The organism is Dokdonella immobilis (assembly GCF_900115085.1).
Taxonomy (GTDB): Bacteria; Pseudomonadota; Gammaproteobacteria; order Xanthomonadales; family Rhodanobacteraceae; genus Dokdonella; species Dokdonella immobilis.
This window is the reverse complement of the sequence record NZ_FOVF01000021.1, coordinates 27,854-54,278: the sequence shown is the minus strand read 5'-3', so window position 1 is coordinate 54,278 and position 26,425 is coordinate 27,854. Positions and strand designations below refer to the sequence as shown.

Below are 26,425 nucleotides of genomic sequence, written 5' to 3'. Positions count from 1 at the left end.
TTTGCCCGGACCCCGTTTATTCCGGCAGGTCGGCGAAGATGTGATGGAACAGCGCGCAGCGTTTCAGGGCGGCGAACAGGGCTGCCAGGGCGTCGCGCTGGCGGTCGACTTCCGCGGCACCGTAGCGGTCGGCGAATTGTTCGAGCACGACTTCGAGTCCGGCACCGCGCACCATCGCTTCGAGCATCTGCAGCTCGGTCGCACTGAAGTCGAGCCCGATCAGGTTCTGGTAACGATCGGTGTTGCCGGTCATTTCGGCGACCCAGCACATGACCTGGTCGACCGAGTCGGCAACCTCGAACTCACGCTGGACCAGGCCGAGCAACTCCTCGCGATCGAACACGTTGAGCAGCAGGGCGAGCAGGAAACGATGGCCAGGGTCGTGCAGCTTGCGCCGGCAATCGACGAGGGTCTGGCTCAGCAGGTCGTTGTGCGCGGCGCGGCACACCAGGTCTTGTTCGTTGGCGGACAACCTTGAGCACAACGAGGATAGCGCTCGGGCTTGGTCCGGGTCCGCGGATATCCTCGTCTGCTCCGAGACCAGCACGTAGGCAAGAAACAGATCGGCATCGGCGAGGACGCGTCGCAGATGCGCCGGTGCCGCGCTTTCATCGAGCACACGCAGCATGCGCAAGTACTGTTGCTTGCGAATGGTCGGCGCATGGCGCTGGAAGGGATGGTGGGCGAGGCCGGGCCATCGGTAGTCGTATTGCACGTCGGCGCCGGCATCATCGGTAATCGTGCGGATCACAATCGTCACCGAGGGCCGGATCATGTGAAACAGCGAATGGATCAGGTCGTCGCCTCGGGCGATGACGCGCGTGTCGCCGGCATGCAGGACTTCGAGGTCAAGCAGCGCGAGGCGACCGGCGATGGCGCGCTGGCGGGGCTCCGGGGGCCGCCACGGATCGAAACGGTAGCGGCAATGGATGCTCGAGCCGGAAAGCACATGGAAGGCGCCGCAGAATGCATGCTGGTGGATGCTCGTGGTGCCGTCCAGCCAGGTCAGCGCCGAGATATCGAAGTCGCCGCCGTTGTACAGCGACACGGGCGGTTCGGCGAAATTGCCGTCGAGATCGGCTTGCTTGCACAGCGTCTCCGCGCCGAGCACGTAATCGACCAGATCGGCGTGGCTGATGTGTGCGGAGGGATTGAACGCCGCCAGTTGCTCCGCGGCCACGCGTTCGAGACCGGCGTAGACCGCTGCGCGGCCCTCGCCGAGCTCGGATGAAATGCGTTCTCCGAGGCGATGAAAGTAGGCCTGGACGCTATGCGCGCCCGCGACCGCAGACGGCGCAGGGCACGTCGCGGCGGTCATCCCGGTATCCGCGGCGCGACGGCAATGACGTCGATCGAACGAGCGCGCGCGTGGCTCACTCCATCACCCCGTCATAGTCCTGGTCGACGAAGTGGAACAGCAGCGAGGCGGAGCGGTGTCCCTCCGGCAACATGTCGCGCCCGTGCCTGAGTTCGCGCCCCTTGAAGATCAGCGCCTCGCCGATGCCTTGATGCAGCGAGTGGACCGTGCCGTCACGTCCGGTCAGCTTGAGCGCCCAGGGTGAACGGCCCTCGGCGTCGAGCGGTGCGTAGTCGAGCAGCAGGGTGAGCGTGTACTCGCAGGGAGGTCGGTCGGTGTGCCAGAACAGGTCCCCGCCGGCGAGGTAGACCGACACGAACGAGTAGGACGGCTTGGTCCGCCGCCCGGCCAGTTGCGAGACGCGCTCGTTCAATTGGCCGTGCCAGAAATGGGCGACCGGATCATTGTGCGCGATGTAGCGGCGGGTTCCACGGTCTTCGCTGCAGGTCAGGAATCCCTGCGTCGCCAGGGCCTGGAAATATCGCCCCATTTCCTCGACATGCTCGGAGGGAAGCAGGTTGTCGAGGACGGCGAACCCCTCACGTTCGAAGTGGGCGCGGGTCGCTTCGCTGTCCAGCGCCGCTTGCAGCTTTGCGGCCTCGTCCGCTTGATCGTGGCGGGCGCCGGTTTCTGCCGCGCTTGCGACCTGCACCGGCGACCAGACGCTGCCGTGGTGGTGTGGTTCAAAGCGAAGCCCCTGTTCGGACCACTCGGCGGGGAGACGCAGGGAGGAGAGGCGACGCCCTGTCCGGCCCTCCGGGTCGGTGACGCTGGGGCGCGACCGCAACGGGGTCCCCGGCGCAGGGTCACGCAGAGGAAACTGGTAGGTCACGGCCTGCGGCAGCGCATCGACCGGCGCAAACAGGCCGATCCGGCACAGTTCGTCTGCATCCAGTGCACTGACCTGCACATCCTGGCGTCCTTCGATCAGGATCGAACAGAGAAAGGCATGCGCGCCGGGCAGGTTGTCGGCGCCGACCCGAACGGAGGAAAACGATGCGCCCTTGATCGGCGCCTCGACCAGAAACGACGGCGGCTGCTCGTGGTCGTGGATCGAGATTCTGGCGCGCGGATTGAGCTCAAGGCTCTGCGGACTGGGACTCATGGGGCCGGTCTCGACCGGTCGCGGACCAACAGCCGGCGACCACTTCAGGAATCGATAGGGGTGAAATCGCGGCGCCCTGCCGGGAAGCGATGCACCTCCCGAGCCGCGCGAAAATCGCAGTTGCCCGAAGAGGCGAGAGATCCCGCCTCCGCTGTGGGCGTATCCGGCTAGTCTTGCTGACCTTCGCGGCTGATGTTGGGACTCGGCGTGGGCCCAGGCGTTCGCGGAGCCTGGCTATAGCCGCCTGGTGTCGCACTGTTGCGTGCCATGGCATTGAGCTGTTCGACGACCTTCCCCGAAATTTCCAGTTTCCCCTGGGTGTCCTGGTTCATCTTGTGGCCTCGTTGTCGGTTGCTTGGGAACGGGACATTTGCAGAACCCGCCAGGTGAAGCTAGAACCAGGGTGCGGCCAAGTCAAGCTTTGGATATCGGTGCATTGCCATGGCCAGTCGCGGCTGGCACCCTTGTCCACCGGGCGCCCGACATGAAAATCGACGAAATCCCCCTTTCCATCCTTCTCGTGATCGGAATCCTGCTGGTGCCCGCGCTGGCGTTCGCCCAGTCGGCGATGCCGCAATCGAAGACCTGGAACTTCAAGGAGATCATCGCGGACGATCAATACGCCGCGCCGCCGTTCCGAAGCATCGTCCAGGGCAAGGACGGCTTGATCTATGTGGCCGACAATGTCGGCGTGCTGGAATTCGATGGCATCAAGTGGAGTCGGCTGCCGTTGCCCGATGCGCGCATGGTGACCGCACTGGGTATCACCGACGCGGGCGAGATCATCGTCGGCGGCTCCGAATTCCTGCTCGCCGTGTCCAGCGAGGGTCACCGGGTGCGGGCCAGGGATCTGGCAACGGAGGTGCCCGGCGGTCTGGTCGGGCTCGGCCATATCTGGGAATTCGCATCGGGTTCGGGTCAATGGTGCGTGCGTTCCGAACCCAGTCTGATATGCCGGGATTCCAAGGGCATGTTCGTGTTGCCGGCAGAGAATCGTTTTGGCCGCCTGTTCTCAGTCCGTGGCGAACTGTATGTGCGCGATGATCGTTTCGGCCTCAAGCATGTGTCGGGACGAAGTCTCAAACTCGTCACGGGCGGCGAGTTCCACGCCCAGCGGTCGCTTGCGGCGCTGATGCCCTACGGTGTTCGGGGACTGGCCGGGATTTCCCATGACCCGATAGAAATCGCGACCTGGGCGGACCTCGACCAGCCCCCGGAACCTGCCGTGCTCGGAAATTCCGAAGCCCTGGTTGGGCAGATTGGCGTCGCGCGGGCGCTGGTGGACGGCACATTCGGCCTGCCTTTCGTCAACGGGGACCTCGTCATACTCGATGAAACCTGGAACGAGATCGCCCGCTTCCAGGCCAGCCAATTCGGCGCCCTGCCGGGTGCCCAGGCCATCCACGTCGACTACGAAGGCAGCATCTGGGTCGCCTGGAGCAATGCGATCACGCGCATCGACTGGCCCTCGCGCGTCTCGCTGTTCCAGGAATCGCAGGGGATCTACGAATCTCCAATCGGTGCGATCGAAAACGGCCAGGGCATCATCGCCTACACCAGCAAGAGCTTCACGCTGTTGAAGAATGAGGGTCGCATGACGACCTTCGAGAGGATGACGCCGAATTTTCCCTGGATCCATCGCGCAGTGAGCCAGGGCGATGATTTTCTGGCCTTGACCGACAATGGCGTCTGGAGCAGCGAGGGTCGTTTGCTCGTTCTGCAGAAGCGCAACGTCTTCTCTTCTTTTGTCAGCCCCGCGTCACCTGACGAGGTGCTGCTCGGCCTGCGGTTCGGACTGGCCCGCATCCGCGAGGCCGGTGGAACCTGGTCCGAAATGGATGTGCGCGACGATGTGAGCTTCGACGTGCTCGGGATCGTCCACGAGCCGGGCGGCGACATCTGGCTGTCCTCGAACCTGGGTCGCGTCGCGCGACTGACCCCAAAAACCGGTTCCGAATTCCTGGCCGACGCCGCGTTGACGGAATTCAATGCACGCGACGGCGTACCGCCCGGCGAACTTGCCCTCAAGCTCATCGGCGGCGAGGCGTTCATCGGCAGCCTCAGCGGATTCCATCATTTTTCGAATGGTCGATTCGAATCGAGTTCCCGGCTGCCGTTCGAACAAAGCGGCCCGGTTACGCAGTTCCTGCCACTCAACCCGAACGAAATCCTGGTTGCCAATTCGTCTGGCCGGCTCAAGCTCCTCTCCAAGGGCGTTTCGGGCGTCTACACCTACCAGCAAAGCGTGTTCGACGGCATCGCCGGGTTCGGCAATATTCGCGACATCCTGATGGACAAGAGTGGCATCGTCTGGCTCGCCACCGACTCGGGCATCGTGCGCGTCGACCCTTCGGTCAATCTGCCGGTTCCCCGGACCCTGCAGGTTCTGATCCGCGAGATATCGAACGGCGATCGGACCCTTTACTCGGGCTACGGTGCGGTCCCGGCGTTGAGCCTGGCCGAGGGCGACAGCGCCCGCTTCGGCTTCGCCCTGCCCAGTTACCGCGCTTCCGAGCTCAACAGCTACCGCTCGCGAATTCGCCAGGAGGGTGGCGACGGAGAATGGAGCAAGTGGAGCAACGAGGTGCGGCGGGATTTCACCAACCTGCCGGCCGGGAACCTGCTTTTTGAAGTGGAGGCGCGCGACGCGGCGGGCGCGCCAGGCGGCCTGGCCTCGGTTCCGATCACCGTGATCGCGCCCTGGTACCGGCGTACATCGACCGTCGTCGCATTCTGGGTGGCCGGCCTGGGTCTGATCGTGCTGGCCGGCCAGTGGCGGGTGCGCGCGCTGCGCGCTCGCAGCGCGGAGCTCGAACGGCTGGTGGCGTTGAAGACCGAGGCACTGCAGCATGCCGCAGCGACCGATCCCCTGACCGGACTCTGGAACCGGCATCGCTTCGGCGAATGGGTGCGCGAAGAGGTACCCGCGATCACCAACAACGCAAAGCGCGTCAGGGCGAGCGATCCGGTCGACGTGATCGTCTGCGCGATCGACCTCGACCATTTCAAGCACATCAACGACCAGCACGGCCACGCCGCCGGCGACATGGTGCTCAAGGCCGTCGCCCAACGCTTGCAGGAGATCAAGCGCAAGGACGACCTGATCTTCCGCTTCGGCGGCGAGGAGTTCATCTACCTCGGCATGAACCGGCTCCGCGACGACGGCGGGAAACTGGCCAGCCGGATCGTCGAGGCCTTGCGCGAGACCACCGTCGAACTGGAAAGCGGCGTGCTGATCGATCCGACTGCCTCGGTGGGATGGTCGGTCTATCCGTTCTATCGGGAGCGCGTTGATCTGTTCAACATGGATTTTGTGCTGAGCGTCGCCGACCGTGCCTTGTATCTGGCGAAGGAGAGCGGTCGAAATTGCGCATTTGGCTATGTGCCCGATCTCGCCGTCGACGAAATCGACCGCACCCACGCCGATTGGCGCACCCAGGTTTTTGACCGGCATCCCGATCTTCTGCGGCGGATTCCCTGAAGAGCGCGGGTATCGTCCGAAGCAGACTGCGCCTCTTCGCTGCGATCGCGGCCTCGGATTTGTTCCAGCCACTGTTTTCCGGAGATGAACCATGACCAGCAAGAACACAATCTGCCTCTGGTATGACGGCGCTGCCGAAGAGGCAGCGCGCTTCTATGCCGCGACCTTCCCGGACAGCGCGGTGCATGCCGTCCATCGCGCGCCGGGCGATTTCCCATCGGGCAAGCAGGGCGACGTCCTCACGGTCGAATTCACGGTGCTCGGCATTCCGTGCCTCGGCCTGAACGGCGGGCCGGCGTTTACCCACACCGAAGCCTTCTCGTTCCAGGTAGCGACCGACGACCAGGCCGAAACCGATCGCCTGTGGAATGCAATTGTCGGCAACGGCGGTCGCGAAAGCGCCTGTGGCTGGTGCAAGGACAAATGGGGCCTGTCCTGGCAGATCACGCCACGCGCCCTGACCGACGCGATCACCGATCCCGACCCGGCGGCGGCCAAGCGGGCCTTCGACGCCATGATGACCATGACCCGGATCGACATCGCGACGATCGAGGCGGCGCGGCGCGGTTAGCGGTCAGGAAGCAGCCTTTGAAACAGGGTGTGCCCCGTGCCCTGCCGGGAGGCGCGGATTCGAATCCAGGCCATCCATCCTGGTCCATGCGACGCCCTTTTTGGATGTCGATGCATTTCGGCATGGCGGCGCTTTCCTTCTGCCCGAACAGGCCTTCGCCTCCGACCGGCTTCGGATGCGCGCCTCAACGCGGCTAGAATGGCCGGATGAACACTCTCAAGGCTCCTTCCGCAGCCGCATGGCGCCTTTCCGTCGCGCCGATGATGGACTGGACGGACCGGCACTGCCGATATTTTCATCGGTTGTTGTCGCCGAACGCGCGCCTGTACACCGAAATGGTCACCTCGCCGGCGCTCGTTCATGGCGACCGCGAGCGCCTGATCGGCTTCGATGCATCCGAGCATCCGGTTGCCCTGCAACTGGGTGGCTCGGATCCGGGCGAACTGGCTGAAGCCGCGCGGATCGGCGCCCAGTACGGTTACGACGAGATCAACCTCAATGTCGGCTGTCCGTCCGATCGCGTCCAGTCGGGCCGCTTCGGCGCCTGCCTGATGCGCGAGCCGGTGCTGGTCGCCGAGTGTTTCAGCGCCATGCGTGCGGCCGTCTCGATTCCGGTCACGGTGAAGTGTCGGCTTGGGGTCGACGAGCAGGACGAGTACGCCGATCTGCAGCATTTCGTCGAGGTCGTCGCGACGGCTGGCTGCGCGGTCTTCGTCGTGCACGCGCGCAAGGCCTTGTTGAAGGGTCTGTCGCCGAAGGAGAACCGCGACGTGCCGCCGCTCAACTACCAGCGCGTGTACCAGCTCAAGCGCCACTTTCCGCAGCTGGCGATCATCATCAATGGCGGCATAGAGACCGTGGCCGAGGTCGAGACGCACCTGCGCCAGACCGATGGGGTCATGCTCGGGCGCACCGCCTACCACGAGCCGTATCGCCTGGCCGAGCTCGACAATCGGCTGTTCGGGACGCCCCTGCCCGAGCGCGAGGCGATCATCGAACGCATGCGTCCGTACATCGAGTCGCATCTCGCCAGCGGCGGCAAGCTGCAGCACATCAGCCGGCACATGCTGGGCCTGTTCCAGGGCCTGCCTGGCGCGCGCGCCTGGCGCCGGACCCTGAGCGAAAACGCGCACCGCCCGGATGCCGGCTTCGCCGTGGTTGAGCAGGCACTGCGGGCTTGCCGCGCGCAACTCCGCGCCGAGGCGGCCTGAAAGCTCGTGCCGGTGACCGAAGCGGGGCCGGCATAGCCCTGAGCGGTCGGCCGGCCGGCCCGCAACCGGCGCCCCGGAGGGCCGGGTTTTTCTCTGCTGCGCGGCAGCAAAAGTCCGCACTGGATGCGGTGCCGCGGCGTTAAGAGCGTGTTATCTTTGCGCCCGACGCTTCTTTGGCTGTACCGCATTCGTTCACTCGGGGAGTAAAGGAATGAAAAAGTTACTGGCAACTGCCGTGGCACTCGGACTCGCCGGCATGGCGGGCAATGCACTCGCGATTACCGACAACGAGGCCAACGCGAGCCTTCCCTTCAGCTTCTCGAGCCCGGGCGCGCGTGCGCTCGGCATGGGCGGCGCCTTCATCGGCCTGGCTGACGACGCGTCGGCCGCCTACGCCAATCCGGCCGGCCTGACCCAGCTGGTCAGCCCGGAAGTCTCCGCCGAAATCCGTTCGGTACGGACCGACACGCGCTGGCTCGACGGCGGCTCGCTGCAATACAACGGGTTCAACACGTCGGGACTCAACTACTCCTCGCAGAACGATACGACGTCGTCGCTGCGCTCGTTCTCGTTCGTCTACCCGGGCGAGAGACTCTCGTTGGCGGTCTATCGCTACGAACTGGTCAACTACGACTCCGAGTTCCAGAGCGCCGGCGAAACCTACGCCACCGCCGACGGCCTCGTCACCGGCACGATCTTCGCCTACGACGTCAATACGAGCATCGACGTCGAAACCTATGGCGTCGCGCTGGGCTACAAGGCCACCGACAAGCTCTCCTTCGGCGTCGGCCTGAACTACTACCTGCTCGACATCAACAGCACGACCGACCGCTTCACGCTCGAGGGTGTCCCGGTCAATCGCGAGGCGAATCTCGACGGCGACGGCAAGGTCGGTCTCACCCTCGGCGCCCGCTACGCGTTCAACGAATGGCTGAGTGCCGGCTTTTCCTATCGCCATGCCCCCGAACTGCGTTACGACGCGGTGCTCTCCGTACCGGGCGTCGTCAACGACCTGTTCAGCGTGCGCACCGATCTCGACATTCCGGATGTGATCGGGCTCGGCCTGAGCTATCGCCCGAGCGACAGCTGGGTGATCAACTTCGACGTCAACAAGGTCTATTACTCCCAGCTGACCGACAACATCACCTCGGTGTTCGACCAGGATCCGTCGCTCGAGCTGGTTCCGCTCAAGCTCGATGACGGCACCGAAGTGCACCTCGGCGCCGAATACACCTTTGCCACCACGCATCCGTTCAGCCTGCGCGCGGGCGTTTGGCATGATCCGGCCCACGAGCTGGTCTACCAGGGTGTGCCGGCCGACATCGCGATCAATGCAGCCACCTTCTCGGCCGGACGCGGCAGCCAGACCCACTACTCGCTCGGCGCGGGCATGGCCTTCAGCAGCTTCCAGATCGATCTCGGTGCGGATTTCTCCGACACCAACGACACCTTCTCGATGTCGGGCGTGTTCCGCTTCTGATCCGACCGCCCTGTCCGGAAGGTCCGGGCAGGGCTGCGGCAGCAGGCGTCCATTTGCGTGCCACGTGAATGGTCGCGGTGGCCCGAAATGGTCGGGCGCCGCCATCGGATCGGCCGCTAGCGGCCTGCGTAGAAGTTCAGGAACTTCGGTGAGAAGTAGCTGGAATCCGGTTTCAACGCCGGATCGGCCTTGCGCGCCTCGTCGGCGGCCTGGCGGGCAATCTTCGCGGCGTCGGCAGACTGGCCGAGCTGGGCCAGGTTATAGGCGGCGGCCGCGCGCAAGGTCAGCATGTGCCAGCGCAGCCGGGGTGTTGGCGGCACGCTGCCGCTGAGCTTGAGGACATCGCTGTAGCGTCCGTCCAGATAGGCATCCAGCAAGGGGCGCAGGATCTGCGCATTGACCGAACTGGTCGCCGGCCGCTCGACCACGGGTGGACGTGCAGCCGGTGTTTCCGCGGGTCGCGATGGCGGTGCAACCGCGACGGGTCTGGACGGCGGCGGGGCAGGCGTTGGCGCCGGCGCTTCGGCCACCGGCGTCTGCTTGGCGATGGATTCGGTGCCTGGCTTGGTCGGTTCACCCTGGCGCACCAGCTGCGTCCTGCACTCCGCGCGCCCCTGCTGCTCTTCCTCTGCCAGTTCCGGCACGCCGCGGATGAACGATTCGTTGCCGCCCTGTGACCAGTAGCGCAGCGCGGCCGCGCAGTCACCCAGGCGAAGCGCCGCCATGCCCGCATAGTGTTGCGGCGCGTATGCCTCGAATCGTTGCCCGTACAGGCGCAGGCGCTCGGCAGGCTCGGCATTGCCGGCCAGGGCGCCCTGCATGTAACGGTCGACATCCTCCCAGTTGCCCTTCTTTGCCGCCTCCAGGCCACGCGCGTAGTCCTGTTTCCAGTCGGCCATGGCCGGCGTCGCCAGCATTGCCAGCGCGGCGAGGATTGCGCGCACGCTAGAGACCCGCATTCTTGAGGTACTCCTCGGCGCTCAGGGTCGGGAAACTGGCGCTGGTCTCGCTGCGTTTGCCCGCACTGACCCGGGCGAATGCCGATACGGTCTTGCTCGATCGCGGGTGGCGCAGGGTGACGTAGTAGCTGCCTGCGGGCAGGGTCAGGCGCAGGGGCGTGGTTCGATCCTCGGGCAACGCGACCGGCTTGCGCGAGGCATCGAGGACCTGGTCGACCGTGCCCCAGGGCTGGGCATTGATGACGAGGTCGCCATTCTGCGCGGCCAGTTCGGTATCGCGTTGCTTCTGCAGATCGGCGATGCGCGCCTCGGCCGGGCTCGAGATCGCGCTCAACGCCTTGCTGGTCTTCAGGACGCTGGCCGCGGCGCGGATCGCCGCGAGGCTGGCCTGGCCCGATTCGAGGTTCGTTGCGCCGCGCACATCGTCGGCGAGGACCTCGGCCATCTGCTTTTCGTAGCGCTCGGCGTCGCTCGCGGCAGAACTGCGCAGGGATTCGATGGCCTGCGCCGCCGCCTCGGCGTTGCGACTGTCGAGCGGGCGCTTCAGCAGCAACGCGGCGATGCGCTGTTCGCTGGCCTGGCGCTCGAGCTCGGCCTTCTGCTCACGTTGACGGCTGCGCACATCGCCGACGAGTCCGGCGATCTTCGCATCGTCGGGATAGATACTGGCGGCGGAATCGGCCAGCGCCACGGCGTAGTCCATGTCGTCGCGCTCGACGGCGCCACGCAGCGCGTCGGCGACCACGCGCGGCAAGGCTTCGCGCAACTTGAGCGCATCGGCGTTTTCCGGATCGCCCTGCAGCAGCAGATCGAGGACGTCGCGCGCGTTGTCCTTGACGGGCGGCAGCAAGCGGCCCGCGGCGATCGACGCGCGGGCCAGGTTCAATTGCGAGGCAATCGCCGCCCGCCGTGATCCCAGCGATTGCTGCGCGGTTTCGCGGATCGTCACGGCATCGGCCAGGTTCGGATCGACGCGCAGGGCCAGTTCGGCGCGATCGAGCGCGGTTTCCGCATCCTTGCGCCCCTGCGCGGCTTTCGCATCGGAAAGGATGCGTTGCGCGAGGGTCGCCTTGAACGCGTTGACGTCGGCGTTGCCGCTGTCGGTCTGGCGTGCCTGCTCGAACCAGTCGAAGGCGTTGTTGCCTGCCGGTTCGCTGATGCGCCCGGCAGCAAGTGCGTCGCGTGCCTTGTCCAGCAGGGCCTTGATACGTGCGGCGCCGGCCAGCGCCTCCTGGCGCTGCTGGATCTTCTGGCCCAGGTCCGCGAAGGCCGGGTCGGCACCGAATTCGGCGCGCAGCTCTTCCAGCGCCCGTGCCGCGGCATCCGCCTTGTCCTCGTCGAGCAGGCCACGGACCCGGGCGAATTCGGCGTCGGTCAGGGCCTTCAGCTTCTTTTGCACCTCGGCGTTTGCGGGATCGAGCCCAAGCGCGGTCCGCAGCAGCGCGTAGGCGCCATCGCTGCCGCTGCGCTGATTGCGCCGCTCCGCGTCCGCCGCCTTGCGCAGCAGTTCATCGACGCGCCGCGCGACCGCGAGCCGTTCCTGCTCGTCGGCGATGCGTTTGACCAGGGCCTGCACTTCGGCGTCGTCCTGGGCAATGTTCAGGGCCTGGTTGGCCTTCTCGCTTGCTGCTTCCAGGTCGCCACTGGCGAAGGACTTCTCCGCATCGGCACGCAACAGCCCGGCGATCTTGCCGAGCAGCTCGAGGCCCTGCTCGTTCTCGGGATCCTTCTGCAGGACCTTCTGCAGATCCTCGAACGCATTCGCGCCGGGCGGGGTCAGCAGATCGCCGCTGTCGACCATGCGGTCGGCTTCGCGCAGCAGGGTGCGCACGAGGTACTGGTCGTCCTGGCTCAGCGTGCGCGGCTTGAATACCGCCCAGAGAACCAGGCCGATGATGAGGATGCCAACGCCCGCGGCAACGCCGGCCAGCAGGCGCGGACGCTGCATGGCCTGCATGACCAGCGAGGTGGTGTGTTGGCTGGTCGCAGGGTCGCCTTGCGGCATGCGCAGCAGGTCGAGGGCGAAGCCGCTGTCGCCGCCGGTGTAGTCGCCGGAGAATCCGAGCGCGCGCAAGCGTTCCGACGTGCTCGCACTCGCACTGGTGATGTTGCCGAGTTTCTTGCCGAGTGCGTCATTGCCGACGACGAGGCCGCGCAGCGCCCTGACGAAATCCTGCAGGTTCGGAAAGCGGTCGTTCGGTTCCTTGGCCAGCATGCGGTCGAAGATCGGCTGCAGCGGAGCGAGGTCGTCGGGCAGCGGCGGCGGCGGTTGCAGGGCATGGCCCATCAGCACGGCCATCGGATTCTCGCCGGTGAACGGCGGCCGCCCGGTCAGCATTTCGTAGAACAGGATGCCGAGCGCGTACTGGTCGGCACGGCCGTCGATCTCGCGACCGCTGGCCTGCTCCGGACTCATGTAGGTCGGCGTGCCGAGGACAAGCCCGGTCTGGGTGATCCGCGAGGCCAGTACGTCGGACTGCTTGGCGATGCCGAAGTCGGTCAGAACCGGCGTCGTCGCATCGCGAAACATGACATTGGACGGCTTCAGGTCGCGGTGGATGACGCCGTTCTTGTGCGCGAACTCGAGGCCGTTGGCGAGCTGCACGACGATACCGATCGCCTCGCCGAGAGAGACGCCGCCGCGCATGCGTTCCGAGAGCGTGCCGCCCTCGAGCAGTTCCATCGAGATATAGGCGATGTCGTCGCGGGTGACGATGTCATAGACGGCGACGATGTTCCGATGCGGCAGCTTGGCCATGGTCCGGCCTTCGAGCAGGAAGCGCCGCTCGAACTCGGGCATCGGGCCGCTGCCCGCGCGCAGTTCGCGACGCATGACCTTGATCGCCACCTTGCGATCCAGCGAATGCTGGATAGCGAGGTACACGGTCGCCATGCCGCCCTCGCCCAGCTCGCTGATCATTTCGTAACCAGGAATGTCCTGGATGCGGTCGGTCATGCCCCTGTCCTCGTGCCGCCCGATCATAGCAAAGCGGCGGGGCTTGCCGGGTTCGCAGGATGGACGGCGCCCGGGCGCGGCGCCGTCGCTTGCCGGGGCAGCGGCTACTCAGTACAGGTTGGGCAGATCGTCATGGACCGGTGGTGCCGGAGGAGGGGGCGGTGCCGGGGGCGATGCCGGTGTCGCGGGGCTCGCCGGGCTTGCCGGGACTGGCGGTGCGGCCGCCGTGACGGGCGCTGGCGGCACTGGCGGCGCGGGCGGAGCGGGCGGCACGGGCAGCGAACGGATATCGAAGATGGCCTTGTATTCCGGCACTGCGACCGGGATGGTCAGGTCCTTGCGTTCGCGCAACAGAACCAGCTCGACGGTTTCGCCGGAGCGCCTGTCGCGCAGCGCGCGCAGGACCTGTTCCGGACGCTCGACGGGCTGCGTGCCGACCTTCCTGATGACGTCGCCGGCGCGCAGTTCCTTCAGCGCGTTGCGGCTGGCCGACAGCACCAACACGCCACTCTCGGCGCCGAAGTAGCGACCAAGGTCGGGATTCAGCGAGGCCAGGTTGAGTCCCCACCATGGCATCAGCGCGAAGCTGTCGTCCGTCGCCGGCGAGGCGCCATCGGCTCGGGCGACGTCGAGTCCACGATGCGATTTCTCGATCTCCAGGCGCGCCTCGCGCATCGCCCTGCGCGCTTCGGCCATGGCTTCGTGCATGCGCTCATAGCGCTCTTCGCGGGTGCGGAAGTCCTTTTCGACATCCTTGCGGACGAGCACCTCACGTTTGCCTTCGCTGGCGCCCCGGTGATCGCGATCGACGACGACCTCGACATCACGTTCGCCATCGTCATCGGCAAACAGGCGTTGCCAGTTCCAGGCCTCACGGCGCTCGGCCTTGACCTCGACGATCGCCATCTCGCGCCCGCCGCGTCGATAGCCGAGGCGCACGGCTTCGCCCGGCTTGAGATCGCCGAGCAGCTTTCGCGCCTTTTCGAGCGAGACTTCGGGGCTCGATGCGGCCAGGTCCTCGCCATTGATACTGGCCAGCAGGTCGCCGCTGTGCAGGCCGGCCCGCTCGGCCGGTCCATCGGGCGTGACGGCGTCGATGCGGGCTCCCTTGGGCTCGGCCGAAAGCACCATCCCGATCATCGCGCGATCGGAATCGTTGAGGTAGCGGAATGCGTAGGCCTGCGGACCGACGTCGCCGAGCTGCACCGACAGCTCGGCCATGCGTCGCGACAGGACGCCGATGCGTTCGCGCAATTCACCGATTTCGCGCCGCGCTTCCTCCGGGCTCGCAGCGGGTTTCGGGGCGGCCGCTGCTCGCGCGGCGGGTGCGGCGGCAGCGCCCGTTCGGGGCGCAGGTTCGCTGGCATGCGCTGCATTGAGAAGCAGGCCCAGCACGAGGACAGACAGGCGGGAAATCATCATGGGTTCCTTTATGTTCAATCAGAGCGTGGGGCTCGCCGCCCCGTTCCGTGCCGGTTCGGCAGCAAGCGCGAATGGTTCGCTGCGCACGGTGGCGAGGTCTTCAAGCAAGGCAACGCGCTGGCGCCACAGCGGCAATGACTCCGACGCGCTGCGCGCAGCCGACAGCTGCACGTCGACGAGACCGACCAGGTCCTCGAGTTCGGCGGCGGCCATCAGGTTGCGGCCATCCCTCGGGACACCGTCGGAGAGGTCGGCCAGCCAGCTTTCAAGCCGTCGCGAATAATCCTGCAGGTTGGCGAGCTCGTCATTCGCCGATGGCGCCGGCGTCGTCGCCGTGGCAAGCGGCGTATCGGCCGGCCCGCCGGACCGGTCGCGGCCGTTCCACGGCTGGTTCACCAGGAGCCATCCGAACAGGATGCTTGCCGCGAGGGCAGCCGGAACCTGCCAGCGTCGGCCCGCGCGGCGTGCCTCGAGGGTCCGCGCCACCTGCGCGTACAGATCACCGGGCGGCGCAGCCGGAGGCAGCGCGCGCAGGGCCGCGCCGAGCGGATCAATCGATTTCATGGCGTGGCCATCAGGGTCGGGGAACATGGGCTTTCCGGAGTGCATGTGCCGAGCAGCTCGCGCAGTCGCGCGGTGCCGCGGGCCAGTTGGGATTTGGAGAAGCTGACCGACTTGCCGGTCATCTCGGCGATCTCGGGATGCGTGTGGCCCTCCACGTGGTACAGCCAGATCACGCTGCGGGTCAGCGCCGGCAGGGCCTCGAGCGCGGACTCGAGTTGCCTGGCCTCGGTCCATGCCCACGGCGCCGGCGTCGACGTGTCGGCCTCGTGCGCCTGTTCCGTTTCGTCGTAGGCCTGCTCGACGTGCGTACGGTCGCGCCGCAGGCGCATCAGCGCTTCATTGACGACGATGCGCCGGACCCAGCCCCAGAATGGAGAATCGCCGCGGAACTGCCGGGCGCGGTCAAAGACCCTGAGCATCGCATCGTGCACGACCTCGCGGGCATCCTCCGGGTTACCGATCATGCGCAGGGCGAGCGTCCAGGCCGGTCGTTCGAAAAGCCGGTAGACCTGCTCGAACGCGCCCAACTCGCCGCGCTGGATTCGGGTAATGAGCCGAGTCGGAATGTCGATGCAGAAGGAACTGTTCACGGCGATGGAGGATGCGCCGGCGTGGCCAAGGGTCGCAACGCGCCGGCTTGGGTGCGTGCATCGGACGCCGCTTGCTCGGGCGCCGTCGGGGGCCTTCCGCCATTGCGCGGCCGGCCCCTGGTGCAGTTGTCCGGGCCTGTCCGGACGCTTTGCCCGGACACTGTCCGCACCGGGTGACGGCCAGTATAAATGCATGGAATTCAGCGACTTGCGAGTTGGCACGCCTGTTGCTGAAAAGGGCGTGGGAGCAGCCACAGGGGCTGCCCGTGGAGACATGAATGATTCGCGACACCTCGGCGCAGGACCGGCAGATCAGGATCGAGCCCCAGCATGGCAAGCGCTGGCTGAAGATCGGACTGGCCGCAGCGGTGGCCATCGTCCTGCTGGTCCTGATCGTGCCGACCGCCGCACGCCTGTTTTCATCGGACTCCGCGGCGAGCATGAGCCGGCTGCGCATCGCCGAAGTCAAGCGCGGCACCCTGACTCGCGACGTCTCGGTGCAGGGCAGTGTGGTCGCTGCGGTCAGCCCGACGCTTTACGCGGCGAGTCCCGGCACGGTCAACCTGCTGGTCAATGCCGGTGACAAGGTCACCCGGGACCAGGTACTGGCCGAGATCATCAGCCCCGAACTGAGCAACCGGCTGCAGCAGGAGCAGGCGACGCGCGAAAGCCTCGAGATCGACGTGCAGCGGGCCAGCCTCGACCACCGCAAGCAGCAACTGGCGGCCAAGAAGCTGCTCGACCAGGCCATGATCGACCGGCAGACGGCCAAGCGCGAAGTCGAGCGCACCCAGCGTGCCTACGACGCCGGCGCCATGTCCGAGATGGACCTGCTGCGCACCAAGGACGCCCTGGCCAAGGCCGACATCACGGTCGCCAATGCCGAGGCCGACATGAAGCTCGATATCGAAAGCCTGGCCTTCGAACTGAAAGGCAAGCGCCTGGCCCTCGACCGCCAGCGCCTGCTCGCCGAGAACGTGCAGCGCCAGGTCGAGGAACTCAAGGTGCGTTCGCCGGTCGACGGCCAGGTCGGCCAGTTGATCGCGCAGCAGCGGGCCAACCTTGCCGCCAATGCGCCGATCCTGACCGTGGTCGACCTCAGCGCGCTCGAGATCGAAGTCAAGGTGCCGGAAGTATTCGCCCACGATCTCGGCATCGGCATGGCCGCCGAGATCCGCGACAGCTCGGGCAACTACAAGGGCGAAATCAGCGCGGTATCGCCCGAGGTCATCGACGGCCAGGTCAGCGGACGCATCCGCTTCGTCGGCGAGAAGCCGGCCGGACTGCGCCAGAACCAACGCCTGACCACGCGCATTCTGATGGACGAACACCCCGACGTGCTGATGGTCGAGCGCGGCCCCTTCATCGACTCCGGCGCCGGTCGCGTCGCCTACGTGGTACGCGATGGCGTCGCCGAGCGCACGCCGATCGAAGTCGGCGCAACCAGCCTGAATGCGGTGGAAATCGTGTCGGGCGTCAAGGAGGGCGACCGCATCGTGATCTCCGGCACCGATCTGTTCAATGGCGCGCAGCGCGTGGCTCTGAATTGAGGGAATCGAGAACAGGGAATAGGGAATGGTTGAAAGCTGGAGGCCAAATTTCTCAATTGTGCGGCGCTCCTCTCTTTCCGACTCCCCATTCTCTGTTCCCGATTCCCGGTCAACCCATTCCCCATTCTCCATTCCCCATTCCCAAACAGAGGCAAAGCCGATGTTAAAGATGACCCACCTGCAGAAGGTCTACCGCACCCACCTGATCGAGACCCATGCCCTGCGTGATTTCTCGATCCACGTCCGTGAGGGCGAGTTCGTCGCGGTGACCGGTCCCTCTGGATCGGGCAAGACTACCTTCCTCAATATCGCGGGCCTGCTCGAGGAGTTCAGCGGTGGCGAGTTCCTCCTCGACGGCGTCAACGTCAGCGGCCTCAACGACAATGCGCGCTCGAAGCTGCGCAACGAGAAGATCGGTTTCATTTTCCAGAGCTTCAACCTGATTCCGGACCTGAACCTGTTCGACAACGTCGACGTGCCGCTGCGCTATCGCGGCTTCGGTGCCGCCGAGCGCAAGAAGCGCATCGAGGAATCGCTGACCCGGGTCGGTCTGGCTTCGCGCATGAAGCACTATCCGTCGGAACTGTCCGGCGGCCAGCAGCAACGTGTCGCGATCGCCCGCGCGCTGGCCGGATCGCCACGCCTGCTGCTCGCCGACGAACCGACCGGAAACCTCGACTCGCTGATGGCACGTGGCGTGCTCGAACTGCTCGAGGAAATCAATCGCCAGGGCACGACGATCGTCATGGTCACCCACGATCCCGAACTGGCCGCCCGCGCCCAGCGCAACGTGCACGTCATCGATGGCCAGGTTACCGATTTCGATGAGGCGCCGCGTTTGCGCGAAGTCGCCGCTGGCAACGCGGACAGAGGATCCGGAGCGGAAAGCGGACGAGCCGTCGGTGCCATGGACTGAGCGTCGCCGACCGCTGCCGTGATCCACCCATCGTCGGCGCCGGTTCCGCTCATCAGTCCTCACCGATTCCCCATCCTCGATTCCCCATTTCCGGACCAAAGCCATGTTCTCCTACTACCTGCAACTCGGCATGCGCAGCCTGCGGCGCAACCCGATCCTGACTGCCTTGATGGTCATCGGCATCGGCCTCGGTATCGCCGCCAGCATGACCACGCTGACCGTCATGCACCTGATGGGCAGCGATCCGATCCCGTGGAAGAGCGACAAGCTGCACTATGTACAACTCGACAACTGGAGCGCTGACAACAGCTACTACGACGATGGCCGGCCACCGGACCAGGTGACCTATCGTGATGCCGTCGCGCTGATGGAGGCCGGCAAGGCCGACAAGCAGTCGGCCATGTTCAAGCTGTCGCTGCCGATCCAGCCCGAGAACAAGGAGCTGAAGCCGTTCCGTTCACTGGGGCGTGTGGCCTATACCGATTTCTTCGGCATGTTCGAGCCACCGTTCAAGTACGGCGGTCCGTGGAGCCACGACCAGGATGCAGGCCACGAGCGCGTGGTGGTGCTCGGCAAGGACATGAACGAGAAGTTGTTCGGTGGCCAGGACAGCGTCGGCCGAACCGTGCGCATGGACGACATCGACTACACGATCGTCGGCGTGCTCGACGACTGGAAGCTGCGCTCGCGCTACTACGACCTGACCAATGGTGCGTTCGAGGACCCCGATGAATTCTTCATGCCGTTTACCGCGGCCATCGATCTCAAGCAGCGCTCGACCGGCAACAACAGTTGCTGGAAATCCTCCGGTGACGGCTGGGACGCCTACCTCGATTCCGACTGCGTCTGGATCCAGATGTGGGTGCAGCTCGACTCGCCGGCGCGCCTGGCCGAGTACAAGTCATTTCTCGACAGTTACGTCAACGAGCAGAAGAAGCTCGGCCGCTTCCCGCGCCCGCTGAACAACCGCCTGCTCGACGTCAACGAGTGGATGGCCGACCAGGAAGTCGTTTCGCGCGACGTGCAGGTGCAGACCGGTCTCGCGTTTGCCTTCCTCGTCGTCTGCCTGGTCAACACAGTCGGCCTGCTGCTGGCAAAATTCACGCGCAAGTCCGGCGAAATCGGCCTGCGCCGCGCCCTCGGCGCTAGCCGCCGCGAAGTATTCAGCCAATTCCTGATCGAGTCGGGCGTGGTCGGCCTCAGCGGCGGTGTCCTCGGCCTCGCCCTGACCGGACTCGGTTTGCTTGCGGTGCGCGCGCTCTACTCGGAATACAAGACCGTGGCCCACCTCGACTGGACGATGATCTTCGTCACGGTCGCCCTGGCAGTGGTTTCCTCGGTGCTCGCCGGGGTCTATCCGACCTGGCGCGCCTGCCGCGTGCAGCCGGCCGCGCAGTTGAAGATATGAAAGGCCGGGAATCGGGAATGGAGAATAGGGAATGGGTAAAGCAAATCATCCTGGCTCCCTGACTCCTATCTCGATTCCCCATTCCCCATTCCCCATTCCCGGATAAAAGCCATGGAAATCCGTCCCATCTTTTCCGCCCTGATGCGCAGCAAGGTCTCGATGATCCTGATCGGCGTGCAGGTGGCCATGACCCTGGCGATCGTCTGCAACGCGCTGTTCATCATCGGCCAGCGACTCGACCACATGAACCGGCCGAGTGGCATGAACGAAGCCGACACGTTCTATCTCGGCAGTTCGGGATTCGGGCAAGGCTTCGACGCGCGGGCAACGATTCGCGAAGACCTGGCCACGCTCAGGCAGCTGCCGGGCGTGGCCGATGCCACGGTCAGCAATTCCGTGCCGATGAGCGAAGGTGGCTGGAGTACCGGCCTCAGCCTTCAGCCCAAGCAGAAGACCTCGACCGCCGACACCGCGATCTACATCGTCGATGACCGTGCGCTCGATACATTCGGCGTGAACCTGATCGCCGGGCGCAATTTCAAGCCCGAGGAAATCGCCGACGTGACCTTCGGCGATCGTCTGCAGCCCGCCTCGATCATCGTCACCAAGGCGCTCGCCGACAAGCTGTTTCCGGATGGCGATGCGCTCGGCAAGTCGATCTACATGGGCGAAGATCCGCCCACCAGCACGATCATCGGCATCGTCGATCGACTCCAGCAGCCGTGGATGAGCAGCAGCTCGATCGAGAACTCGACCTTCGTGCCGGCCTTCATGCCGTACGGCAATTCGTCCCGTTATCTGGTGCGGGCCGAGCCGGGTCGGCGCGATGAGGTCATGAAACTGGTCGAACAGAAACTCTCGGAGTCGAACACGAGCCGGATCATCGGCAAGGTCCACACGATGGAGGAGACGCGCGGGGAGGCCTATGCGGGTGATCGCGCGATGGCCATCATCCTCACCGCCGTCATTCTCGCCCTGCTCATGGTGACTGCCCTCGGTATTGTCGGCATGGCCAGCTTCTGGGTCGCCCAGCGCACCCGGCAGATCGGCACGCGACGCGCGCTCGGTGCTTCGAGATCTGACATCCTGCGCTACTTCCAGACCGAGAATTTCATCATCACCACGCTCGGTCTGCTGGTCGGCGCCGTGCTCGCCTATGCGTTCAGCCTGTGGATGATGCAGAGCTACCAGTCGCCGCGGTTGCCCTGGTACTACGTGCCGATCGGGTTCGTCTGCCTGTGGGCGCTCGGCCAGCTGGCCGTCCTCGGCCCCGCCATGCGCGCTTCGCGCGTGCCGCCCGCGGTAGCGACGCGCAGCGTTTAACGGCCGGGAAGGGGGAATGGAGAATCGGGAGTGGTCAAGCCAAGGCATCGCACCGCCACCGATTCGATTTCGCCATTCCCTATTCCCCATTCCCGACTCCCGGACAAAAGCCATGGAACTCCGACCGATACTCTCCGCCCTGATGCGCAGCAAGGTCTCGATGATCCTGATCGGTGTACAGGTGGCCCTGACTCTCGCGATTGTCTGCAATGCCCTGTTCATCATCGGGCAACGACTCGATCACATGCGGCGCCCGAGCGGTGTGAACGAGTCCGATACGTTCCTTTTCAGCAGTTCGGGGTTTGGTCACGGCTTCGATCCGCGGGCCACCATCCGCGAGGATCTCGCGGTGCTCGCGCACATGCCGGGCGTTGCCTCGGTCAGCACGACCAATTCGGTGCCGATGAGTGGTGGTGGCTGGGGTGAGGGGCTCAGCCTCAAGCCGCAGCAGAAGACCTCGACGACCCAGACCACGATCTATATGGTCAACGAGAAGGGACTCGGCACATTCGGGAGCAAGCTGATTGCCGGTCGCGATTTCAAGCCCGAAGAAGTGGCCGATCTCGAAGCCGGCGACACCTTGCGTCCTCCGGTGATCATCGTGACCCAGGCCGTCGCCGACAAGATGTTTCCGGGCGAAAACGCCATCGGCAAGCAGGTCTACCTCAGCGAAAATCCGCCCGCCAGCACGATCATCGGCATCGTCGAACGTACCCAGCAACCCTGGATGAGCAGCGATACGGTCGAGAACTCGACCTTCGTGCCGGGCTACATGCCTTACGGCAATTCATCGCGCTATCTGGTGCGGACCGAACCAGGTCGACGCGACGAGGTGATCGCGCAGGTCGAAAAGAAGCTGTCCGAGTCCAATTCGAGCCGGATCATCGGCAAGATCCGCACGATGGAGGACGTGCGCCGGGACGCCTATGCGGGCGACCGCGCGATGTCGATCATTCTTGGCGCAGTCATTGTCGCCCTGCTGACGATCACGGCACTGGGCATCGTCGGCATGGCCAGCTTCTGGGTCGCCCAGCGCACTCGACAGATCGGCACGCGGCGCGCGCTCGGTGCCTCGAAGAAGGACATCCTGCGCTATTTCCAGACCGAGAATTTCATCATCACCACGTTCGGCCTGTTGGTCGGCGCCGTGCTCGCCTATGCATTCAGCCTGTGGATGATGCAGAGCTACCAGTCGCCGCGGTTGCCCTGGTACTACGTGCCGATCGGGTTCGTCTGCCTGTGGGCGCTCGGCCAGCTGGCCGTCCTCGGCCCGGCCCTGCGAGCCTCGCGCGTGCCCCCCGCGGTGGCGACGCGGAGTGTGTGAAGGTCGGGAATGGAGAGTAGGGAATAGGGAATAGGGAATAGGAAACGCGAAGCCAATCGCAAGACTTGCCGGGACGGGTCGTGGCGCAGGATGTATTCTCTGCCATTCCCCATTCCCCATTCCCCATTCCCCATTCCCAAATTAATGTAACCATTCGGCGCCGGGCTGCATCCAAGCAGCCATGCGTCGATACCCAAGCCGAAACCGAGCCATGCGCACCGTACTGGTGATCGACGACAACCCCGCGGTCGGGACGGCACTCGACGTGCTGTTCGGACTGCGTGACATCAAGACCGTGATCGCGACCTCGCCCGAGGAGGGCCTGGCCGTGCTTGCGCGCGAGCGTATCGACCTGGTCGTGCAGGACATGAACTTCAGCGCCGATACGACCTCCGGCGAGGAGGGCATCGAACTGTACCGCGCGATCCGGCGCGATCACTCCGACCTGCCGATCATCCTGCTGACCGCGTGGACGCGGCTGGAGACGGCGGTGGAGCTGGTCAAGGCCGGCGCCGGCGATTACCTCGGCAAGCCCTGGGATGACAACAAGTTGCTGGCCACGGTCGAAAACCTGCTCGAGCTCTCCGAAGCGACGCGTGAGGTCTCGCGTTTCCGCGAGGAGCGCCGGCGTCGGCGCCGCCAGCTCGATGACCGCTACGACCTGCGTGGCATCGTCTATGCCTCCGGCGGCATGGAACGTGTCGTCGAACTGGCCTGTCAGGTCGCGCGCGCCGACGTGCCGGTGTTGATCACCGGCCCGAATGGTGCCGGCAAGGAACGCATCGCCGAGATCGTGCAGGCCAACTCGGCGCGGGCGAAGGGCCCGTTCATCACGGTCAACTGCGGTGCGCTGCCGTCCGAATTGATCGAGGCGGAACTGTTCGGTGCCGATCCGGGCGCCTACACCGGCGCGCCGAACCGGGCCCGCGAGGGGCGATTCGAGGCCGCCGACGGTGGAACCTTGTTCCTCGACGAAATCGGCAACCTGCCATTGGCCGGACAGATGAAGCTCCTGCGCATCCTCGAGACTGGCCAGTTCGAGCGACTCGGTTCGAGCAAGACGCGCCAGGTCGCCGTGCGCGTGATCAGTGCGACCAATGCCGACCTGCCGGCGAAGATCCGCGACGGCAGCTTTCGCGAAGATCTGTACTATCGTCTCAATGTGATCGAGCTGCGCCTGCCACCACTGGCCGAGCGCAGCGACGACATCCTTCCGCTGGCCGAGCACTTCCTGCAGGGTCGCGCGAGCCTCGACAGCGGGGCACGCTCGGCCCTGCTCGCGCACGCCTGGCCCGGCAATGTGCGCGAACTGAAGAACGCGATCGAAAGGGCCAGCCTGCTTTGCAGCGATGCCACGATCACGGCGCGTGACCTCGACCTCGGTCCGGCGCGCCTCGGTGGCGGACGCCTGCCTGCGGAGGCGGAACCGGACAAGGGCATGATCGAAGCCGCCCTGCAGCGTGCGCGCGGAGTGATCAGCCAGGCCGCATCCGATCTCGGTCTTTCGCGCCAGGCCCTGTATCGACGCATGGAAAAGATGGGTATCGAAACCTGAGCAGCGGAGCTGGTCGCGGGCCCGTTTCGGGAACCGATCTGCCGTTCGTGCAGGAAGCGCTTCGATATCGGCAGCTGCGGCGTGCCGCGTGACCTCCACGGGCAGCGGATGTGTCGGTGCGACCCGATCCTACTCGCCATGGGATGTCGTCGCTCGCGGATTGGCCTATCCTCCGGGAACGCCTGGGCTCAGGATTTTCCGGCCATGCGGGCAAGTCGGGCGGATTGGGCGTCGCGGCATTGCGCTTCGCGCGCGCAAGCTGGGCGTCCGATCGGCTCACCACCTCTGCTGGCGCGATTTCCTATGCGAATTTTCTCTCTGGAAGGCAAACTCGCCGGCGCGCTGGTCGCGTGGTCGATATTGACGGCACTCACGGTCGTCGTTCTTGTCCAATGGCTCGGTTCGGTACAGGCAGCGGCTGGACTGGCGGTGCTCGGGCTGCTGTTGCCGGGCCTGCTGCTGGCCCGCCACCTGGCCAGCCCGGTGGCCCAGTTGATCAGGGCCCTGTCCGGCAGCGTGTCGGCCTTCGGCGACGGCGATTTCAGTTTTTCGATCCGCAATACGAGGCGCGATGAAGTCGGCGACCTGGTCGATGCGCATAACGCGTTGGGCCGCGTCCTGCGCGAGCAGCGGCAGAACCTGTTCCAGCGCGAATTGCTGCTCGACACGGTCGTGCAGAACACCCCGAATGCACTGGTGCTCATCGAGCCGGGTGGACACGTGGTGTACGCCAATCTGGCCGCGCGCGCGTTGCTCAATGGCGGCCAGAGCATGAACGGCATCCACATCGAGCGGGTCATCTCCGAAGCGCCGCCGGAACTCGCCGAAGCCCTGTCCAGTGCAGAAGACGCGTTGTTCAGCGTGCAGATCAAGCAGGAGGATGAAACCTTCCACCTCTCGCAGCGCAACTTCAAACTGCAGGGGCGCACGCATCGCATGATCATCCTGCGTCGTATGACCCGGGAGCTGTCGCGCCAGGAAGTGGCGACCTGGAAGAAGGTGATCCGCGTGGTCAGCCACGAACTCAACAACTCGTTGGCACCGATCCGTTCGCTGTCGCATTCCGGCAGGGAACTGGCAAGGCTCGGAGAGCTGAAACGTCTGACCACGGTGTTCGACACGATCGAGGAGCGCGCCCGCCATCTCGGCGGTTTCGTCCAGGGTTATGCGCATTTCGCCAAGCTGCCGGTGCCGCAACAGGCCTGGGTCGAGTTGCAGCCCTTTCTCGATGCGCTCGGCCAGCACTCGCAGTTCCGTCTGATCGCAGCGGGCGCGCCGGCACGGGCGTGGTTCGATCGTGCCCAGATCGAGCAACTGCTGATCAACCTGCTCAAGAACGCGAGGGAAGCCGGCGGCGATGTCGAAGGCATCGAAATGGCCGTCGAGTCGCGCGGCCACGACTTGCGCATCGAGGTGCGCGACCGCGGCCCCGGCATGAGCGAGAGCGTGCTGGCCAATGCCCTGTTGCCGTTCTACTCGACCAAGCGCAGCGGCACCGGGCTGGGCCTGGCCCTGGCCCGGGAGATCGCCGAGGCGCACAGCGGCAGACTGCAACTGGCCAATCGCAACGACGGTGGTCTGGCCGTCACCCTGGCGTTGCCGCAGCCGGACCCTCCCGCGACTGACTGACATACTCTTGCCGGCCGAGTCCTGCTAGATTGCGCGGACATACCACGCAGGGGAGAGTGTCATGGGAGGGGGATTCATCGGCCTGGTCATTTTCGTAGTCGCCTTCATCGTGCTGGCCAAGCTCGTGCGCATCGTGCCGCAGGGCTACGAGTGGACCGTGCAGCGCTGGGGCAAGTACACGCACACGCTGACGCCCGGATTCCACCTGCTGGTGCCGGTCGTGCAGAGCGTCGGCCACAAGATCAACATGATGGAGCAGGTCCTCGACGTTCCGTCGCAGGAAGTCATCACGAAGGACAACGCAGTGGTCCGCGTCGACGGCGTGGTCTTCTACCAGGTCCTCGACGCAGCCAAGGCCGCCTACGAAGTTTCCAACCTCGAGCAGGCCTCGCTGGCCCTGATCATGACCAACATCCGTACCGTGCTCGGCTCGATGGACCTCGATGAGTCGTTGAGCAAGCGCGACGAGATCAATGCCAAGCTGCTCGCCGTCGTCGACGAAGCGACCCACCCGTGGGGCGTCAAGGTCACGCGCATCGAGATCAAGGACATTTCGCCGCCGCGCGACCTGGTCGACTCGATGGCCCGGCAGATGAAGGCCGAGCGCGAGAAGCGCGCCAACGTGCTCGAGGCGGAGGGCTTCCGCCAGGCTGCGATCCTCAAGGCCGACGGCGAAAAACAGGCGGCCATCCTCGAGGCGGAGGGCAAGCGCGAGGCAGCCTATCGCGAAGCCGAAGCGCGCGAACGACTGGCCGAAGCCGAAGCCAAGGCAACGACCATGGTCTCCGACGCGATCGCCGGCGGCGACATCAACGCGATCAACTACTTCGTCGCCAACAAGTATGTCGAGGCGCTCAAGGAAATGGCCAATTCGCCGAACCAGAAACTGCTGCTGATGCCGTTCGAGGCGACCGGCATCCTCGGTTCGCTGGCCGGCATCGCCGAGATCGCCAAGAGCGCGTTCGACAAGTCGGCCGCGCCACCGCCGCCGCCGCGCGCGACGCCGCCCGTCATGCGCTGATCG

General features: G+C 65.3%; 19 protein-coding genes. 12 read left to right on the top strand and 7 right to left on the bottom strand.

What is annotated here, in order from left to right; all coding sequences use genetic code 11:
• Positions 1-16: 16 nt before the first annotated feature.
• A complete protein-coding gene (locus BM125_RS13655; RefSeq protein WP_092408909.1) occupies positions 17-1,318 on the bottom strand; it encodes a cupin domain-containing protein in 1,302 nt (433 codons plus the stop codon).
• A 55-nt stretch (positions 1,319-1,373) separates the two neighbouring features.
• Positions 1,374-2,462 carry a phytanoyl-CoA dioxygenase family protein gene (locus tag BM125_RS13650; RefSeq protein ID WP_092408907.1) on the bottom strand — a complete coding sequence of 363 codons (1,089 nt, stop codon included), beginning with the start codon at positions 2,460-2,462 and terminating at the stop codon, positions 1,374-1,376.
• A gap of 484 nt (positions 2,463-2,946) precedes the next feature.
• Here BM125_RS13650 and BM125_RS13645 point away from each other — a divergent pair, with 484 nt between their 5' ends.
• The 4 genes from BM125_RS13645 (at position 2,947) to BM125_RS13630 (ending at position 9,205) form a co-directional block, all read left to right on the top strand.
• Entirely contained in the window at positions 2,947-5,943 is a 2,997-nt protein-coding gene (locus tag BM125_RS13645) for a ligand-binding sensor domain-containing diguanylate cyclase (protein WP_092408905.1), read from the top strand.
• A 91-nt stretch (positions 5,944-6,034) separates the two neighbouring features.
• The gene (locus BM125_RS13640) at positions 6,035-6,514 is read left to right on the top strand and encodes a VOC family protein (RefSeq protein ID WP_092408903.1); all 480 of its coding nucleotides are present in this window, start codon (positions 6,035-6,037) and stop codon (positions 6,512-6,514) included.
• Positions 6,515-6,720: 206 nt separating this feature from the next.
• The gene (dusA, locus tag BM125_RS13635; protein ID WP_092408901.1) at positions 6,721-7,725 is read left to right on the top strand and encodes a tRNA dihydrouridine(20/20a) synthase DusA; all 1,005 of its coding nucleotides are present in this window, start codon (positions 6,721-6,723) and stop codon (positions 7,723-7,725) included.
• Between the two features lie 211 nt (positions 7,726-7,936).
• Positions 7,937-9,205, top strand: coding sequence for an OmpP1/FadL family transporter (locus BM125_RS13630; RefSeq protein ID WP_092408899.1), 1,269 nt, complete (start codon positions 7,937-7,939; stop codon positions 9,203-9,205).
• A gap of 116 nt (positions 9,206-9,321) precedes the next feature.
• Here BM125_RS13630 and BM125_RS20830 read toward each other — a convergent pair whose 3' ends face one another.
• The 5 genes from BM125_RS20830 to BM125_RS13605 form a co-directional block, all read right to left on the bottom strand.
• On the bottom strand, positions 9,322-10,149 hold the full coding sequence (locus tag BM125_RS20830; RefSeq protein ID WP_092408897.1) for a hypothetical protein: 828 nt from the start codon (positions 10,147-10,149) through the stop codon (positions 9,322-9,324).
• Position 10,150: 1 nt separating this feature from the next.
• Positions 10,151-13,120 carry a serine/threonine protein kinase gene (locus BM125_RS13620; protein ID WP_175498088.1) on the bottom strand — a complete coding sequence of 990 codons (2,970 nt, stop codon included), beginning with the start codon at positions 13,118-13,120 and terminating at the stop codon, positions 10,151-10,153.
• 108 nt (positions 13,121-13,228) lie between these two features.
• Positions 13,229-14,539: a PDZ domain-containing protein gene (locus BM125_RS13615; RefSeq protein WP_175498087.1), complete on the bottom strand. Its 1,311-nt coding sequence runs from the start codon at positions 14,537-14,539 to the stop codon at positions 13,229-13,231.
• 21 nt (positions 14,540-14,560) lie between these two features.
• On the bottom strand, positions 14,561-15,106 hold the full coding sequence (locus BM125_RS13610; protein ID WP_092408891.1) for a hypothetical protein: 546 nt from the start codon (positions 15,104-15,106) through the stop codon (positions 14,561-14,563).
• Entirely contained in the window at positions 15,103-15,696 is a 594-nt protein-coding gene (locus tag BM125_RS13605; RefSeq protein ID WP_245778924.1) for an RNA polymerase sigma factor, read from the bottom strand. The genes BM125_RS13610 and BM125_RS13605 overlap by 4 nt, the downstream gene beginning before the upstream one ends.
• A gap of 278 nt (positions 15,697-15,974) precedes the next feature.
• Here BM125_RS13605 and BM125_RS13600 point away from each other — a divergent pair, with 278 nt between their 5' ends.
• From BM125_RS13600 to BM125_RS13565, 8 genes are all read left to right on the top strand, one after another.
• Complete coding sequence (locus tag BM125_RS13600) at positions 15,975-17,246, top strand: efflux RND transporter periplasmic adaptor subunit (protein ID WP_092408887.1); 1,272 nt, start codon at positions 15,975-15,977, stop codon at positions 17,244-17,246.
• Between the two features lie 160 nt (positions 17,247-17,406).
• The gene (locus BM125_RS13595) at positions 17,407-18,162 is read left to right on the top strand and encodes an ABC transporter ATP-binding protein (protein WP_092408885.1); all 756 of its coding nucleotides are present in this window, start codon (positions 17,407-17,409) and stop codon (positions 18,160-18,162) included.
• A gap of 103 nt (positions 18,163-18,265) precedes the next feature.
• Complete coding sequence (locus BM125_RS13590; protein WP_092408883.1) at positions 18,266-19,570, top strand: ABC transporter permease; 1,305 nt, start codon at positions 18,266-18,268, stop codon at positions 19,568-19,570.
• 111 nt (positions 19,571-19,681) lie between these two features.
• Positions 19,682-20,893: an ABC transporter permease gene (locus BM125_RS13585; RefSeq protein ID WP_092408881.1), complete on the top strand. Its 1,212-nt coding sequence runs from the start codon at positions 19,682-19,684 to the stop codon at positions 20,891-20,893.
• Between the two features lie 112 nt (positions 20,894-21,005).
• Complete coding sequence (locus tag BM125_RS13580; protein ID WP_175498086.1) at positions 21,006-22,217, top strand: ABC transporter permease; 1,212 nt, start codon at positions 21,006-21,008, stop codon at positions 22,215-22,217.
• Positions 22,218-22,428: 211 nt separating this feature from the next.
• Positions 22,429-23,772, top strand: coding sequence for a sigma-54-dependent transcriptional regulator (locus BM125_RS13575; protein ID WP_092408877.1), 1,344 nt, complete (start codon positions 22,429-22,431; stop codon positions 23,770-23,772).
• Positions 23,773-24,075: 303 nt separating this feature from the next.
• Positions 24,076-25,401, top strand: a complete 1,326-nt coding sequence (locus BM125_RS13570; RefSeq protein WP_092408875.1) for a sensor histidine kinase — start codon at positions 24,076-24,078, stop codon at positions 25,399-25,401.
• Positions 25,402-25,462: 61 nt separating this feature from the next.
• Positions 25,463-26,422 carry an SPFH domain-containing protein gene (locus BM125_RS13565; protein WP_092408873.1) on the top strand — a complete coding sequence of 320 codons (960 nt, stop codon included), beginning with the start codon at positions 25,463-25,465 and terminating at the stop codon, positions 26,420-26,422.
• Positions 26,423-26,425: the final 3 nt, after the last annotated feature.